Source organism: Sporosarcina sp. Y1009, from assembly GCF_057669865.1.
Window position 1 is genome coordinate 102989 of sequence record NZ_JBYHFO010000007.1, and the last position, 16977, is coordinate 119965.

The 16977-nt window shown below is 38.2% G+C and carries 16 protein-coding genes; 6 read left to right on the forward strand and 10 right to left on the reverse strand.

Translation table 11 applies throughout. The features are described from left to right. Position 1: 1 nt before the first annotated feature. Positions 2–217, reverse strand: coding sequence for a helix-turn-helix transcriptional regulator (locus tag AC25Y1_RS10775; RefSeq protein ID WP_488147988.1), 216 nt, complete (start codon positions 215–217; stop codon positions 2–4). 167 nt (positions 218–384) lie between these two features. Here AC25Y1_RS10775 and AC25Y1_RS10780 point away from each other — a divergent pair, with 167 nt between their 5' ends. The 3 genes from AC25Y1_RS10780 to AC25Y1_RS10790 all read left to right on the forward strand — a co-directional run bounded on the left by AC25Y1_RS10780 (position 385) and on the right by AC25Y1_RS10790 (position 2698). After that, the gene (locus AC25Y1_RS10780; protein WP_488147989.1) at positions 385–774 is read left to right on the forward strand and encodes a helix-turn-helix transcriptional regulator; all 390 of its coding nucleotides are present in this window, start codon (positions 385–387) and stop codon (positions 772–774) included. A 131-nt stretch (positions 775–905) separates the two neighbouring features. Next, a complete protein-coding gene (locus tag AC25Y1_RS10785) occupies positions 906–1130 on the forward strand; it encodes a helix-turn-helix transcriptional regulator (RefSeq protein ID WP_488147990.1) in 225 nt (74 codons plus the stop codon). Positions 1131–1318: 188 nt separating this feature from the next. Beyond that, a complete protein-coding gene (locus AC25Y1_RS10790; protein WP_488147991.1) occupies positions 1319–2698 on the forward strand; it encodes a recombinase family protein in 1380 nt (459 codons plus the stop codon). 30 nt (positions 2699–2728) lie between these two features. Here the strand turns inward: AC25Y1_RS10790 and AC25Y1_RS10795 are convergent, their stop codons facing one another. Further along, the gene (locus AC25Y1_RS10795) at positions 2729–3175 is read right to left on the reverse strand and encodes a hypothetical protein (RefSeq protein ID WP_488147992.1); all 447 of its coding nucleotides are present in this window, start codon (positions 3173–3175) and stop codon (positions 2729–2731) included. A gap of 138 nt (positions 3176–3313) precedes the next feature. On the opposite strand from AC25Y1_RS10795, the gene AC25Y1_RS10800 reads away from it, so the two are divergent. Both AC25Y1_RS10800 and AC25Y1_RS10805 read left to right on the forward strand, forming a co-directional pair. Continuing rightward, positions 3314–4090 carry an enoyl-CoA hydratase-related protein gene (locus AC25Y1_RS10800; RefSeq protein ID WP_488147993.1) on the forward strand — a complete coding sequence of 259 codons (777 nt, stop codon included), beginning with the start codon at positions 3314–3316 and terminating at the stop codon, positions 4088–4090. Between the two features lie 5 nt (positions 4091–4095). Next, on the forward strand, positions 4096–4974 hold the full coding sequence (locus AC25Y1_RS10805; RefSeq protein WP_488147994.1) for an RluA family pseudouridine synthase: 879 nt from the start codon (positions 4096–4098) through the stop codon (positions 4972–4974). A 70-nt stretch (positions 4975–5044) separates the two neighbouring features. On the opposite strand, the gene AC25Y1_RS10810 is transcribed toward AC25Y1_RS10805, so the two are convergent. Both AC25Y1_RS10810 and AC25Y1_RS10815 read right to left on the reverse strand, forming a co-directional pair. Further along, complete coding sequence (locus AC25Y1_RS10810) at positions 5045–7021, reverse strand: S9 family peptidase (protein WP_488147995.1); 1977 nt, start codon at positions 7019–7021, stop codon at positions 5045–5047. Positions 7022–7210: 189 nt separating this feature from the next. Further along, a complete protein-coding gene (locus tag AC25Y1_RS10815; RefSeq protein WP_488147996.1) occupies positions 7211–8287 on the reverse strand; it encodes a citrate synthase/methylcitrate synthase in 1077 nt (358 codons plus the stop codon). Positions 8288–8391: 104 nt separating this feature from the next. On the opposite strand from AC25Y1_RS10815, the gene AC25Y1_RS10820 reads away from it, so the two are divergent. Next, positions 8392–9273 (forward strand): LysR family transcriptional regulator, encoded by an 882-nt coding sequence (locus AC25Y1_RS10820; RefSeq protein ID WP_488147997.1) that lies wholly within the window; start codon positions 8392–8394, stop codon positions 9271–9273. A gap of 322 nt (positions 9274–9595) precedes the next feature. Here AC25Y1_RS10820 and AC25Y1_RS10825 read toward each other — a convergent pair whose 3' ends face one another. The 6 genes from AC25Y1_RS10825 to lplA all read right to left on the reverse strand — a co-directional run bounded on the left by AC25Y1_RS10825 (position 9596) and on the right by lplA (position 16860). Then, positions 9596–11149 (reverse strand): fatty acid--CoA ligase family protein, encoded by a 1554-nt coding sequence (locus AC25Y1_RS10825; protein ID WP_488147998.1) that lies wholly within the window; start codon positions 11147–11149, stop codon positions 9596–9598. 115 nt (positions 11150–11264) lie between these two features. Then, complete coding sequence (locus AC25Y1_RS10830; RefSeq protein WP_488147999.1) at positions 11265–13199, reverse strand: ABC transporter permease; 1935 nt, start codon at positions 13197–13199, stop codon at positions 11265–11267. Then, positions 13171–13893, reverse strand: coding sequence for an ABC transporter ATP-binding protein (locus AC25Y1_RS10835; RefSeq protein WP_488148087.1), 723 nt, complete (start codon positions 13891–13893; stop codon positions 13171–13173). Before AC25Y1_RS10835 ends, AC25Y1_RS10830 begins: the two co-directional genes overlap by 29 nt. Positions 13894–13903: 10 nt before the next feature. After that, a complete protein-coding gene (locus AC25Y1_RS10840) occupies positions 13904–14953 on the reverse strand; it encodes a sensor histidine kinase (protein ID WP_488148000.1) in 1050 nt (349 codons plus the stop codon). After that, positions 14950–15654: a response regulator transcription factor gene (locus AC25Y1_RS10845; RefSeq protein WP_488148001.1), complete on the reverse strand. Its 705-nt coding sequence runs from the start codon at positions 15652–15654 to the stop codon at positions 14950–14952. The genes AC25Y1_RS10840 and AC25Y1_RS10845 overlap by 4 nt, the downstream gene beginning before the upstream one ends. Positions 15655–15867: 213 nt before the next feature. Further along, positions 15868–16860 (reverse strand): lipoate--protein ligase, encoded by a 993-nt coding sequence (gene lplA / locus AC25Y1_RS10850; protein WP_488148002.1) that lies wholly within the window; start codon positions 16858–16860, stop codon positions 15868–15870. Between the last annotated feature and the right edge of the window lie 117 nt (positions 16861–16977).

The window sequence follows — 16977 nt, forward strand, 5'->3', positions numbered from 1 at the left end:
TTTACTTAGATTCCTTCGTTTTATCAGTATTACCGATATACCTTGGCAAAAAAATTTCTTCTATACGTTTGTCGAAATGTTTTGCGATGGTAAACATCTCAGTCAAGCTGAAATCTGTTTGGCCATCCTCTTTTAATGTGTAAGTTTCTAACGTCTTAATACCAAGTAGTCTTGCCATGTCCGTCTTACTGACTTTATTAATTTTACGGAGTTTCATTAATTCCCAATGCATTTGCACCCTTCCTTTCTTTGTTGTATTTTGTTGTATAATGTCACATTATATCAGTATTACCGATAAGTCAAGGTTAATAATCAAAAACCCTGATATTTCTCTTTGAAGTATGGATATACTTGTTATATAATAATGTAGAGGTGGTGTGCCATATGGACATTAATAAATATGTAGGTAATAAAATTAAGAAATATAGAAAAAGCATAGGCATGAATCAAACGGAGTTAGGAAAAAGATTAGGGGTTGCACAAAATACTGTATCGGGATATGAAAATGGGGATTGGCAAATCAGCTATGATCACTTGTTTCTATTAGTAGATATATTCGGAATCAAGGTTGATGACTTGTTCCCATCCACAACATCTAACGAGAAAGATGACTCTTTACACAGAGCCTTAGAGTTATCAGAGACACAAGATTTAGATTTGGAAGATATGCTATTAATAAAACGCATAACAGAAAAAGCACTCTCATTAGAGAGTGCCGAACGAAAAAGGTTAATGGACAGTATCAAGTTTGCTGCTGACTATTTTGATAAGTAATTTATTACTAAGTTTTATCTTATGTAATTTTCCACTCTTTTTAACGCTAACTAATTTTAAAATCTGTTTTAATTCATCATCTGTCAAAATTAGCACCACCTTTTAATCTTATAGTAGAGAGGGCGTCTGACTTGGCTTATGAAGTCGGTAGATGTCTACTTCAAGAGCTACTCAATAAATCAGATATGTCACAAGCTGAATTAGCTGAAAAGTTGGATGTGAGTTACCAGCAAGTAAATAAATACTATCTGAATAAACAACTTATGCACATCCGGGTAGCTAAGAATATATCTCATATCTTAAATTGTAATATCGATGATTTATATGAGTGGATTGAAGTAGGCCAAAACGAGTAGAGTTAGTCTACTCGACGAATCGACTAAGCCGTTCAGATTAGATTAACCATATCATTATTCTGAACAATTAACATAGTAAGTTTGTTGGAAAATTAAACCATCAATGGACAAGTAGTTAAATACATTGTAGCATAAAGAGAACGGATGTTCTACTTTTATTTAAAGTAATATTAAGGAGTTGAAAGGATATGGAAAGCGTAAAGAGAGTCGCCTTATACAGTCGTTACAGCACGTCCGCGCAAGACGGGAACTACAGCATAGAAATACAAACGGAACGTATGGAAGCGATGTGTGCTTCGAAAGGATGGGTAGTTGGAGACTACTTTAGTGATGCAGCATATTCAGGGGCTAATATGGATCGTCCTGATTTACAAAGTATGTTAACCAGGTTAGATGAATTTGATGTAATAATGGTGTACAAACTAGATCGTTTATCCCGTTCGCAACGAGATACCTTGGAATTAATTCAAGACCACTTTTTAAAAAATGATAAAGCCTTTGTGTCCGTATTAGAAACACTCGACACTACAACACCTTTTGGCATGGCCATGATTGGTATACTAGCAGTGTTTGCGGAATTGGAGCGTGCAACAATCACTGAACGTATGCAGGGTGGAATACAGAAGAGAGTGGAAGCTGGGTATCGTCAACTAGGTGGTAACTATATGCCTACAGGATATAAAAGAGGGCCGAAATCTACTTTGGTTATTGATGATATAGAATCCGGAAAGGTGAAGCGTATATTTGATTTATATGAGCAATTCCACTCAATTACGAAGATCCAAAAAGTATTAAAAGAAGAAGGATATGCAGGTAGACGTTTTACAACTATAAGACAAATATTAAGTAATCGGCTTTATATAGGAAAAGTGATTTATAAAAAACAAGAGTACAATGGTAAGCACAAACCAATAATATCAGTTGATCAGTTTGATCGAGTTCAAGATTTATTGTCACGGCATCCACCGGGCAGAAATGCAGGAAAGGCAAAAGAGAGTTTATTCGGCTCTTTAATAACTTGTGGAAAGTGCGGAGAACTATATACTGCATATAGCTATAGAGTAAAAAACCAAACAAAAGGTGATTATTATGTTAGGTCTTATATATGTCGTGCAAGGCGTTTGCCAAGTGAGTATGAGGAAAAATGTTTTAATGAAACAATAAAAAACGATATTGTTTTAAGTCTATTCAAAAGCGACTTGCAATCTGTGATGAAGGAAAGAAGGGCTTCCGTCACCAAACCTAAAACAAATAAGAATTATGATTTAATGATACGTCGAGTTGAGGGGAAAATTAACAGGTTAATCGACTTGTATTCAGAGGGCGATATTGACAAGAAGACCTTACGCAGTAAGATTGAGGTATTAAACATGGAGAAAGAAGGTTTAATAACAAGGCAGTTATCAGATAACCAGAATGCCATTATGCACATTGATTTAAATCAGCTGGATGGATATATCTCCGATTTTGATAACCTCGAATTTAGCGAGAAGAGAGTAATTGTGGAGAAGGTAATAGATGGTATCATCATAGAAGATGGATCTATAATTTTTGACTGGATTATCTAAGTTTTAAATTCAGTCTTCATTCTTGGTCGCTCAAACCGCATGAACTAGATGAGGACGGTTTTGGACTGTACTCTCAAATAATTCGTTGGATGCCTTTTGTTGTAGTGGAGTTAGTGTTCCTTGCCAGGCTATGACATGTTTTACAGGAAAAACTGGTTCTGGTCCTATCCAAATTATGAGATCCGTACAGGAAGAAACCCTGCCCATTTTTAGACAATGCCTACAATAGACGCAATCCCCCATACATTTCGCACAATTGAATATAGTGAACTTCGATTGGTTATTGTTTTCACAACGATTGCATTGATACTTCTTTTGAAGAAAAAACGTCTTCTCTTCTCTAATACCTGAAATGATTTTAATCGAATCATTTGCGATATGCATATCAATCATTTTCGAATGGAATGGAATATGGTTGCGTAGCCAAATGCGTCCAGTTAAAAAATCTTGAATGGTTGAATCAAAAGAAACCGCCATAAAATCACACTCTTTCTCCAATAGTTTGGATTGATTTTTGGCTGTGAAGGGGTTTGGAATTTAATCTTTATGGTAGAAAGTTTTAATTCATGGTATGTTTTACATAGGAAACAAGGTTAAAATAAGGGGGAAATCATAATGGAACTCGTTCGTTTTGAACAAAAGGGGAATCTTGCTTACGTTACGTTAAATCGACCGGAAGCAATGAATGCATTTAATTATGACATGCTTGTAGAATTAGGTCAAATTACCGAAGCCATACGCATTAATCCAGATATTCGTGTCGTTGTTTTCACAGGATCTGGGGACCGTGCATTCAGCGTTGGCGCAGACTTAAAGGAACGAAAAACATTGACTGACATACAAGTAAAGCGTAATGTTTATAAAATTGGGGAAATCTTTTCTGCTGTAGAATCATTGCCACAACCTACTGTAGCAATGATGAATGGCTTTGCTTTTGGTGGTGGGATGGAACTTGCACTTGCCTGCGATTTCAGAATTGCCTCTGAAACTGCTGTTATGGGGCTCACAGAAACCAGCTTAGCGATTATACCGGGAGCTGGTGGAACACAGCGACTTCCGAGATTAATCGGTGAAACGAAAGCGCTTGAACTTATTTTAACTGCACGACGCCTCACAGCCACTGAAGCATTCAATTATGGTATGGTTACAAAAATTGCCACACAAGAAAACTTAATACTTGAAACAACAGAATTTACGGAATCTATGCTCGCAAATGGACCAATTGCATTACAACAAGCCAAGTTTGCGATCAAACAAGGGATGAATGCAGATTTACATACTGGGCTTGCAATTGAGCGAAAAGCGTATGAAATCACGATTCCAACTGAAGACCGCGTTGAAGCATTAATGGCATTTAGTGAAAAACGCAAACCTCAATTTAAAGGAAAGTGAATTGTATGACTCGAAATGATGAATTTATTGTCGAAGAACCAACAGAATTACTGAAATACTTGCATGAAGTTTTAGCTAGTCGAAGTCGTAATTCGGTTAAGGGAATTTTAAGCCGTGGTCAAGTTTTGGTGAATGGGCAAGTATCCAAACAATTTAATGACCTTTTATCACCAGGCGATCGGATTCAAATTCAGACGCGTGTTGCAACAGAGGATATAAAAATGACTGGGGTTTCCATCTTATATGAAGATGAGGATTTACTGGTCGTTGAAAAAGAGCAAGGGTTATTATCGATTGCATCTAATGATGAAAAACTTGTGACCGCTTATCGTCAGTTAACGGATTATGTTCGAAATGTTGATCCAAAAAACCGCATTTTCGTTGTTCATCGCTTGGATCGTGATACTTCTGGCGTCATGGTATTCGCTAAGAATAAAGAAGTTCAGCAAACCCTTCAAAATTCATGGCATGAAACTGTCAAAGAGCGTGCTTATATCGCACTTGTTGAAGGTCAAGTTAAAAAAGATGGTACAATGACTTCTTGGCTGACAGAAAGTAAAACATTCATGGTCTATTCCAGTCCACGTGAAAACGACGGCAAGAAAGCCATCACACATTATAAGGTGCTTGAATCGAATAGGAATTACTCTTTACTACAAGTCAACTTAGAAACGGGTCGTAAGAATCAAATCCGCGTTCACATGAAAGATATTGGACACCCTGTCGTTGGTGACAAGAAATACGGTTCAAGAAATAATTCACTGGGTAGACTTGGTCTTCACGCACATGCAATTTCATTTATACACCCAACGAGTGGTGAATTACTACGTTTCGAAACCAAAACGCCTGATGTATTTTTGCGCACATTTAAAGGTAAAAGATAATTGGCTTATCCAAAAAGAACTAGGATGGATTTTCTAAATCCCCCCTAGTTCTTTTATTTTTCCTTAATCATTATAGATATCTTTTAAACCAACCTGTGATTTCATTCAATCTCGCGATGCGTAAATTCGGTGTCCCTGTACGAGATAAGTTGTGATCTGCATCTGGGAAACGCACAAACTCCGTTACTTTCCCCATGCTTTTCAACGTAATATATAATTGCTCCGCTTGTTCAATTGGACAACGGAGATCTTTTTCACTATGCACAATTAATAAAGGCGTTTCAACGTTCTTAGCGTACTTCAATGGAGATATATCCCATAGTTTCTCTATGTCATTCATATCTGCCCCGTGCTGCCAGTCGTTAAAGTAGTAGCCAATATCGGACACGCCGTAGAAACTGACCCAGTTCGAAATGGAGCGTTGTGTCACCGCTGCTTTAAATTTAGACGTGTGGCCAACAATCCAGTTCGTCATGAAGCCGCCGTAACTTCCACCTGTAACACCGAGTCGATCTGTATCAATCCAATCATTCTCTCCAATCGCATACTCAAGGCCAGCCATAATATCTTCGTAATCACCGCCGCCGTAATCACCGCGAACTGCATCTACAAATTCTTGGGAATAGCCGTGACTACCACGTGGATTTACATACAGCACGCCGTAACCTTCTGCTGCCAATAATTGCAACTCGTGGAAAAAAGTATTCGCATACATCGCTGCTGGACCGCCGTGAATTTCAACAATTAGCGGATAGTTCTTACCAGCCTCGAAGCCTGCTGGTTTCATCAGCCAACCATGTACATCCCAATCTTTTGCCCCCTTATAGACAATCGCTTCCGGTTTTACGAGCTCTACCTCTTCTAAATAAGATTTGTTTACCTCAGTTAATGCAACACGTTCCCCAGTCGCAATCGTTTGTCTATACAGTTCACCAGGATTAATGGAAGAACTAACTGTGACAAGTGCAAACTCTCCGTCTGCCTCCACGTCATAGCCGTATACATGTTCATTTTCAGGTGAAGCCGGATAAACTGCCCCATCAAGCGAAGCAAAATACAGCCGAACGTCTCCCATCAATGACAATTGGAAATACAAGTGATTGTCTTTCGTCCAAACTACCGCAGGTGCAGCGCCACCTTGCTGATGATCGGTAGCCACATTATCCCCAACAGGCGCATCGATGCTTTCGGTTAAACAGACTGTACGACCATCTTCCGTATCAAAGACATATAGTTCTGCTTGTGTTGCATTTTTAAATTTATTATCAGCGCCTACAAAAGCTATATAGCGGTTATCAGGTGAAAATGTCGCCCCACCAAAATAACCATCTTCATCAACTAATACAGTCTCTTCCTTCGATTCAACATCGACTATGTAAAGTGGCTGACGAAATTCGAAATCTTGATTTTCCGCACGATTTACACCCATCACAAGTTTCTTACCGTCATGTGAAACGGTCTGAAGCGCATGTTGATGATTGCCTTCTGTAAATTGAGTCACATCACCAGAATCAATATCGACAACACCAATCTGACGGAAAGAATCCGCGGGAAGTAGACCTAGCCCATCCATCTGATACTTCATTTTTGTTACCCGGTACGGTTCAGGTTTTTTCTTTTCCTCTTTATCTTCTTTGTCTGTAAATGTCTTCCCCTCTTTAACTACTGCATTTACCCAAACTTTTTTACCGCATGGTGACCAAAGAAAGCTCGAAACTCCTTTTTCAAAGGTAGTCAGTTTCTTTGCTTCTCCACCCTTGGCAGGTAAAAGAAACACTTGGTTCGTCTCTTCTCGGTTTGATAGAAAAGCAATTTTTTCACCATCAGCTGACCAAGAAGGTGAAGATACGCTTTCTTTTCCATAGGTCCACTGCGTAACCTCTGTCGTTTCTAAATCTACATGATATAAATTTGAAATATATTTATTATCTTCTTCGTCAATATGCGTCTGAACAAAAACAGCCTCATTACCATTTGGTGATATCTTTGGATTTGTTACAGATGTTAGTGCAAATAAATCATTGACTTGTAATTTACGTTTACTCAATACGGATTCCCCCTAAAATTCATTTCTACTTTTTATTACTTCGACAGTCGGAACAGTTTCCCTCTATTTTAGGAACAAAAATAATTCTATCGAATCTATCGGTATATTCTACCGTCTACTTAAGCCATTTACCAAGAATTATAGAAGCTTCAGACTTTTTCATTTTAAAGTCTGAAGCTCACAAGAAGTTCATCCCGTTAATTTTCCTGTATATATTGATTGTGGCCGAAAAATTGTATTGTCACGCTGTTGTTCAATTGCATGAGCTGTCCAACCGACCATTCTGGCCACACTAAACGTCGGTGTGAATAATTCAGGTGGCATTTCAATAGAACGCATGATTGCAGCAGCGTAGTATTCAACATTTGTATAAATTTTCCGACCAGGTTTATATTCACCCAGCATCTCGAGAATTACCTTTTCCGATTCTGTCGCGAGATCGAGCCAGTCATCTTGCCCAATCATACTGACACATTTCTCTCTCAAAAGTATAGCCCTTGGATCCTCCGTTTGATAAACCCTATGTCCAAATCCCATTATCCGTTCACCATGTACCAACTTTCTGGCAACGATTGATCGAATATTTTCAGGCTCCCCAATTTCCTCCAATAACTCAATAACGCCCGATGGCGCTCCACCATGTAAAGGGCCCTTCATTGTTCCAAGTGCAGAAGTAATAGCTGCGGTCAAATCGGACTCCGTTGAAATAGTTACCCGGGCTGCAAATGTAGAAGCGTTCAATCCGTGTTCCATGGTTAACTTTAAATATGTTTCAAGTGCCTCTACCTGCACGTCATTTGGTATGTTCCCCGTTATCATCCATAAATAATTTGCTGTAAAGGATAATTTTGGATTGGGATCAATCGGTTCTAATCCGTTTTGCAATCTAAAATGTCTTGCAACGATAACTGGTAATGATGCAGTTAACGTTACAGCTTGTTCTTCAATTGATTGTTCATTAAATTCCGAATATGAAAAAGCTGAAACCGCTGTCCTCATCGCGTCCATTAGAGGTACATCCTTTGGTAGTGCATCGATAATTTGTATAACATGGTTGGGCAACTGTCGAGATTCATTCGCATCTAAATGGAGCGCTTCTTTGCGCTGTTCCCCCTTCCAAATAAAATCTGCCAATTGTTCAAAAGTCCTATTCGATATTAAGTCATTCACTTTCACACCGCGATAACGTAGTTCACCAATATCCCCCTCTACAGATGCAATCTTTGTATGGACAGCAACAACATCTTTTAATCCTTTTTGAAACATAACTATTCCTCCTCCTTTTCTTTAGTATAGATTGAGGTTATGATTAGTTAAATTAAATGTTTTTAATCGTTTCAATTAATAATATTAATCAAAAGGAGGATTACATGGACTACCAATGGTTGAAAACATTTACTGTTGCCGCAGAAAAACTTAACTTCAGAGAAACATCTGAAATATTAATGATGTCTCAACCGAGTGTCACTGTACATATTCGACTCCTAGAAGAACATCTCGGGACGAAACTGTTTGACCGGTTGAACAATCGTGTTTCATTAACCGATGCAGGTAAACTTTTTTATAAAGAAGCGGTTCGCCTAACGACCGATTTAGACGCTACCGTAAACCGAATGCATGCATTTATCCAAGGTTATCGGCGAAACTGGACCATCGCAATCTCACCACTCATGGCGGAAACCATTTTGCCTTATTATTTACGCACGTTTATGCAACGGCATCCTGACGTCGAAATAACAATTCGTATCGAAGATTCCTTAGTAATCGAACGACTTGTCGATTCTGGCGAGGTCCATCTAGGCATTTCAGCAATTGATGCCAAATATAAAAACATCGAATCCATCCGTATATATGAAGACCCTATTTTGTTTGTAATGCCTCCAGATAATTATGATGATGAAAGTGGTCCACCAATTGATGTATCAGAAGTACTTCAAAATAATTTCCTATTTACCCATCATCATCCCGTTTTTTGGGATAAACTGTTGTTCGTTCTAGGTAAGCATGTCCATGGAATCCGAACGATGAAAGTGACACAAGCGCATATCGCAAAACGCTTCATACAAGAAGGGCTTGGCGTCTCGTTCTTGCCCCATTCAATTGTTAGACGCGAACTCATTGAAGGAAGACTGATCCAACCCCAATTTGACTTGTTCGAATTGCCAACCGTCTCAACATTTATTATCGTGAAGAAAAAAGGAGAACTTGAAGAAGAATTCATTCACCAAATTTCAAACTATTATTTTGGTTAATTTATTGTCAAAAATCATCTCTATATGTTGAAATAAAGAATCCACTAAAAAGAAAATCGTTGAAACGGCTCCCTTTCCTGCGGGCATCGCCTCAGCCTCCTCGCTTCGCTGTGGGGTCTTCGGCTGATGCTATTCCCGCGGGAGTGTCGCCTTTTTCAACGATTTTCAAGTGTGTTTAAAACAAAATGTTTCCCTTTACAAATTTCTGAAATTCGCATTCAATAGTTCAACATATCTAGCTGACTTAATTTCTTTCATCGAGCAAATTCTATCTGATTAATCAAAACGAAAACCCTTTCCACTTTGGAAAGAGTTTAGATAATCAAACTGTAACGTGGTCTTTTAAAGCGCGTCTTAAAATTTTGCCCGTCGTATTTTTTGGTAAGTCCTCTAAAAACTCAAAACGTGTTGGTACTTTGTACTTCGCCAAGCGCTTTTCGCAATAATTCTTAAGTGCATCAACATCTGCTTTGACGCCATCTTTTAACACGACAAATGCATGAACTGCTTCACCGAAATCTGGATCCGGGATTCCAATAACTGCTGCTTCAACAACATCTCTATGCTCAAATAATACTTCTTCAACCTCGCGTGGATAGACATTATAGCCACCGACAATCACTAAATCTTTCTTGCGGTCAACGATATAGAAATAACCATTCTCATCTCGTTTTGCTAAATCTCCTGTATATAGCCAGCCATCACGAAGCGTTGCCGCAGTTTCTTCCGGCATCTTGTAATAGCCTTTCATAACGTTCGGACCACGTACAATCAGTTCGCCAACTTCGCCGTCTGGTACTTCATTTCCGAACTCATCGACAACCTTATTCTCTACATTCGTTATACTCATTCCAATTGAACCAGGTATCCGTTCGCGATCAGTTGGATTAAAACAAGTTACCGGCGATGATTCAGATAATCCATAGCCTTCTGAAATCCTTACATCAAATTTCTCTTCAAAATTATGGAGCAAAGCCACTGGCAATGAAGATCCTCCTGAAATGGAAAGACGAATCGAATCGAAATCTTCTTTTCTACCTTCTGGATACTGGTACAAGAAATTGTACATCGTCGGCACACCTGCAAACACTGTCGCCTTTTTCTCTTTCGTTAATCGGAAAATTTCTGCTGGACTAAATCGCGGTGCTAGTAGAATCGTTGCCCCAGTTAAGAGAGGTGCATTGACAACAACAGTTAGCGCAAATACATGAAAGACGGGCAATGTCGCGATAACCCGATCCTCTTCTGAAAAACCAAGATAATCGGCCACATCACGTGCATTAGAGTAAATATTTTGATGCGTTAACATAGCCCCTTTTGGTTTCCCTGTCGTTCCCGAAGTGTAAAGAATGATAGCGGTTTCATTTTGTTCAATCCTAACTGGTTGAACATTTGTATTTCCAGTAGAAATCAGCCCAGTAAATGAACGTAATTTGTTCTTTACATGTTCAGGCATAGCTGCCATTTTTTCCGGTGTTGTTGAATCTGTTTCGCAAATAATATAATGCTCTACTGTTGGAAATGCAACTGCTGCTTTCTCAACAAGCGGCAATAGCTGATCAAGTGCAATCACGGCCTTTGCATCACTATTTTGTATGATGTAAGATATTTCATCTGGCGTATAAATCGGATTAACGGGAATAGCCGTTGCCCCAATCCGCATCGTCGCATAAAGCGAAATTAAAAAATGTGGTGTATTCCCCAATAAAAACGCCACATGATCCCCTTTTTCAATCCCCAAATCTTGAAGTGCAGCAGCAAATTTCGAAACAGATAAATCCAATTCCTTGTAAGACGTATCCTGTCCCATGAAATGATAAGCAATCTTATCCGGTTGTGCAGTTGCAGTTTCATGAATTTTTGTTATTAGGTTCATATTCTCGCATCCCCTCCCTTATGAATGAATAACCATTCATAAACTCTACAATAATAATTATATAAGAATAATTAAAATAATACAATCTATATTTTCATATAAAAGCATCAAGAACTCAACTTGATGCTTTTATATGTGCAAGATAGCGCCAGCGAATCAAATAAAAATAAATGACTTGTAAAATAGTAAAGCTAATTAAAACCAGCATCATTTCTTTTATAATCGAAATTTCAGCAAGCGCATCCCAAACAACTTGTAACGACAAAAATGCAAACGAACTATGCAGCATCGCAACACCCCATGGTAAGAAAAATTGCGGGATTAACTGTCTATTGACAATTTTTTTGAATTCCCGATCTGTTAATCCTAAGCGTTTTAACACATCAAACTGCTTTTTGTCTTGTTCGAGCCGCGTATATAATCGAAAATAGATGAAACTGCCTGCCGCTAATAATAAAACTGCCGCCAACAACAATCCGATAAATAATAATAGTGAAAATGTCGTTCGGATTACCGAATAATTGAGGCCTGGATTATCGAAAGAGTACGATAGTGAACTAGCAGCACCTATGATAAAGGTTTCGTTAATCGTGTCATTAATGGAAAGACCGATATCTTTTGTTTTTTGCCATTCTGGAATGTAATAAGCGTAATACGTAAATGACTGTGCCTCTGCTGGAGTTCCTTTGGCGAAAACAGATGAAAAGTCCTCATCATTTAATATGATTGCATTTGATGATATTGAGTACGATGCAAATAAATGATATGGATAAGCACCATCAATTCTAATTGGCACATCGCTATCTTGAAGCGTTGTTCGGACCGTCCGACTATTTAAATTTTCAAACGAGGATGGTGACGGTGGTAAAAAGAGTGCCTCGCCTTTCCCCAGTTGAATGGACAAATGATTAAACATCTTTGCCAATTCATTGACAGCAGATACGCTAATAATATCGACAGAGCTACCCGTATAGGTGGAACGCTGTTTCAATACCGGAATTTTTTTGCTTTCATATTGAATATTATGGTCTTTCAGCTCTTTATCTAGCATGCTGATATGCGCTTCTTCCAACTCGTTTTCTTGCTGACTTATATAAACGAGCCCGAGTGGATTCATCTCACGGTATTGCGAGGCAAATGAAGTTAATGAAGCTAGAGTGCCCACTGACATGAACGCTATCGTAGAAACAATCGTCACAATGAAAAACATCCGTGCATTTTCACGTAACCGGACAATGCCCTCTGAAACGGTCAATAAACGAAAACTGCGCCAATAAAATTTACGATTTCCCCTAAGCTTATGTAAAATCATCGGAACTGAATCCGTGAAAAAGTAAAATGTGCCAATTGTCGCTAGTGGTGGTAAGAAGTAAAGGAGGACAAGAACAATTGAATTCGAAGTAGATGCTGCCATTGCATACGACACACCTAGAAAAACAAGTCCAGTATACCCCTTCAACTTAGAGTAGAGATATAAGTCTGTTTGATTTCCATCACCACGAATAAGATCTGCAACTTTTCCTGATTTGATAAAAACCGGTGCAATCAAGGAAATAAGAACAAATAAACTTAAAAAAGCACCGATGGTCAGGACAAATGGTTTCCAAGACAAATAGAGTGGCAACGCCGGTAATAATACGATTTCTTTCACAATCATAAAAAAGAACTTTGAAAAAGTAAATCCTAAAATGATGCCCATACCAATTGCTGTAATGCCGATTAGTAGCGTTTCAATAAAAATAAGCCGATTGAGTTGCCGTTTTTCCATTCCAAGATGAAGTAAGATCCCAAATTCTTTGGAACGGGCTTGCAGGAACGCCCGCATTGAATAAAATAAAAAGAACGCAGTAAAGACAAATAATATAATTTCAGCAATTCCCATGCCCATAATAGCAATTTCTTGAATAAATCGGTCTTCTATCGTCGGGTGAAAAAGTAACATTGAATAAAGGAAAAACACCATGACTGAAAACACACTCGCCATAAAAAACGCAGCATAAATACGGCGATTGCGAACGACATTACGGTAGGCGAACTGACGAAAGGTCATTTGAGTGTCCTCCCAATAGTGAAAGCACATTTAAGATGCGTTGAAAAAAAGTGTGTCTACGCTCATCTTTGTAGATTTCATTAAAAAATGTACCGTCTTTTATAAATACAACACGGTCACAATAGCTAGCTGCAATTGGATCATGTGTAACCATTATGATTGTCGTTTTTTCTGTTTGATTAACTTCACTTAATAATTCAAGGACATCTTTTGCCGAGGCTGAATCTAGATTACCAGTGGGTTCGTCTGCAAGTATGATTTTAGGTTTATGAACAAGGGCTCGTCCAATTGCCGTTCGTTGTGCTTGTCCCCCTGACAATTCATCAGGACGTTTGTCTAAAATATCCCCTAAACCAAGCCGATTCGACAATAGTGAAATACGTTGCTCCATTTCTTCGAGAGTTGCGCCATCTAAAGTTAATGGCAATACAATATTTTCTTCGACTGTGAGCATATTCAATAAGTTGATGTTTTGGAAGACAAAACCTAACTTATTTCTTCGAAAAAGGGCTAGTTTACTTTCCGATAGCCTTTCTGGCTCAATATTATCGATGCTCACACGACCATAAGTTGGTAAATCAATCGAAGAAATCAGGTTCAGCAATGTCGTTTTACCACTTCCGGATGGACCCATGATGGCGACAAATTCGCCTTCTAACGCTTCAAAGTTCAGCTGGTTTAACGCACGATGCATGACTTTCCCTTCATAAATCTTCGTTATTTCCTGCAATGTCACGATTGGCTTCACTACTAATTCCCCCCACCACTTCCGTATTCTCAAATATTACAGATACAGTTGTCCCCGTACCTAATTCAGACGCAATTTTTAACGAGTGACCAAGTTTTCCACAAACTTCCGCTGCAATATAGAGACCCATACCAGTCGATTCACCTGTAAGCCTACCATTTTCTCCTGTAAAAAAAGCCTGTGTCACACGATTCAAATCAGATGCAGGAATTCCAACACCTTCATCACGAACCGTAAAGGTAATCTTACTCTCAGTACGTATAGCAGACAAAAAGATTTTCTTGTTTTTTTCAAAAGTATATTTAAGCGCATTTGTGATAAATTGACCAAGCACAATTCTTACCCATTTTCTGTCTGTGAAAACGACAAAACTTTCATCAATCACGAGAACAGGAAACACACCATTAGTGATCAATAAACGCTTATGTTCTGTGACTACTTCCTGCACAAGTTCTTTTAAATTAACACGTTCAATTGTCATATCTCGTTCAAATGTTTCTAATCTTGCATTAACCAAAACAGAATCAAGACCAAAATGCAAACGTTCAATTTCTTCTTTAATGCTTTCTCGGTCTATATCTTCTTCTTCTAACAATAGATTGATGACCGAGATCGGGGTTTTCATTTGATGGACCCAGTGATTCATAAATTCAAGTTGCCGACTTTGTGAAGAATACAAGGATTGCACTTCATTTTGATAGATTTTGTATAAAGCTCGTGTATAAGCAGCTGTTCGAATATGCTCTGGTCCTTGTGCGTGACGGATTAATGCATCTTCCATTTTTGTTGGTTTTCTAACAATTGACTTATAATAGAAACGCCGAATGGTATATTTTCCAATGAGGTAACCAATTGTCAATAATATACTAATAATAATAGAGTAAATAGCTGTGTTGTAATTTCTAAATCCGTCTAACCAAAATAGTAAAAGTAAAAATAAGACTAGCCCAATTTGAAAAAAGATAAACGATACATGATCTTTCAGGAATAGGCGTATTGCTTTCATAATTCTTCCTGCGCTGGGATAAAGCGATAGCCAGCCCCTCGTACAGTTTCAATTGTCGATTTGACTTTGTAGTCTGCAAGCTTTTTTCGAACTCTTGTCATGTTGACGTTTAACGTATTTTCATCGACGAAAGATTGGTCATCCCAAAGTTGCTCAAGCAGAATCTCGCGAGAAATTACTTTAGGAGAAGCTTCAAGTAAAAGTTCTAAAATTACGCATTCTTTTTTTTGAAGCGGAATCACGCCATCATTTATATGGAGTTCCATTCGTTCGACATACAAATTCATCGCACCGAGTTTAATTGTTCGTTCGGATTGCCCTAAAGAATATTCGCCAAAAGATCTACGTAGGTGACTCCGAATTTTCGCAAGAACTATTTCATAGTGGAATGGTTTTGTTATAAAATCATCTCCACCATTTTCGAGTGCGAAGACCTGGTCCATGTCACCAGATCGCGCGGATATAAAAATAATTGGGCATGTGGTGTGAGTGCGTAATTGACGGCACCAATAATAACCGTCATATGAAGGTAAATTGATATCAAGAAGGATTAAATGCGGATTAAATGCGAGGCATTCTTCCGTTACGAGATCAAAGTTGTCGATAATCGCTACGTCATATTGATACTTTCGCAATGTATCTGCAAGTAAATGAGCAATTTTGTGATCATCTTCAACGATGAATATACGATGTTTTTCCATAGCTATTCCCCTTTCACTAGTATATTGATTATAACCTAGATAAGCACTGAATGCTCGCCTTGCTTTATCCTATAATATGGATAAGCTAATGAAAAAGCCAAAATGAAATAGCGTTGTTTTATAAAACAATAAAGCACTGCAAAATTGCAGTGCTGATTATCAATGATGTCTAATGGGGAATAACCTGTTACATTCATACTCAATGTTCAGTAATTAATAGACCAACTGTAAAAACTCATCTCTTGTTATCCCACCAAGGTATTTAGAGATATCAAGGTCTGAAAGGGCTTTATTCATAGATTCCCTGTTGTATTGGATGCCTTTCAGCTTTTCAGTAATGACCTCAACTTCACCAACCCCGAAGAAGTCCCCAAAAATAATAACGTCTTTAATGATTCCTTTATCCACTTGAAGTCTTACATCAATGCTTCCGACTGGAAAACGGTGAGAATGCTGCATATTAAATTTAGGCGACTTCCCGTAGTTCCAATCCCAATTCGCATAGCGCTCTTTAGACAATTCGTGAATATTTTCCCAATCTTCATCTGTTAATACGCGATATTTAATATTTTCTTCACCATCAAAAATAGAATTCAGGATTTCTTGACGGAACTGTTCAATTGTCATTGGTTCTTCAAGGAACTCTGAAATATTCGCGACTCGACTTCGGATTGATTTAATCCCTTTCGATTCAATTTTATCTTTTCGCACTTTTAAAGCTGACACAACTGTATCAATTTCCGTATCAAACATTAAAGTACCGTGGCTAAACATTCTGCCTTGTGTTGCAAACTGTGCGTTACCAGAAACTTTGCGGCCTTCTACGAGGAGATCATTACGGCCAATCAATTCTGCTTTTACCCCCATTTTTGCGAGTGCATCAACAACGGGTTCAGTAAACTTCTTAAAATTACGGAAAGATTCTCCGTCATCTTTTGTGATGAAACTGTAATTTAAATTACCTAAATCATGATACACAGCGCCACCACCGGAAAGACGTCGAACAATTTTAATGCCGTTTTCTTCTACAAAATCGGTATCTATCTCTTCAATAGTGTTTTGATTTTTTCCAACGATGATTGATGGTTCATTGATGTAGAACAGTAGAAATGAATCTTCATTAATATCCATTGTCCGAAGCACGTACTCTTCTATGGCTAAGTTAATTTGCGGATCTGTTATTCCTTTATTGTCTATAAAATGCATGGCTATCGCCCCTTCTCTAATGATTCACTTCTATTTTATCTGAAAAGTACAGAAATGTATTGACATTTGATTCACTGTTATAATACACTATGATTAATAGCTTCAGTGCTAGTACAG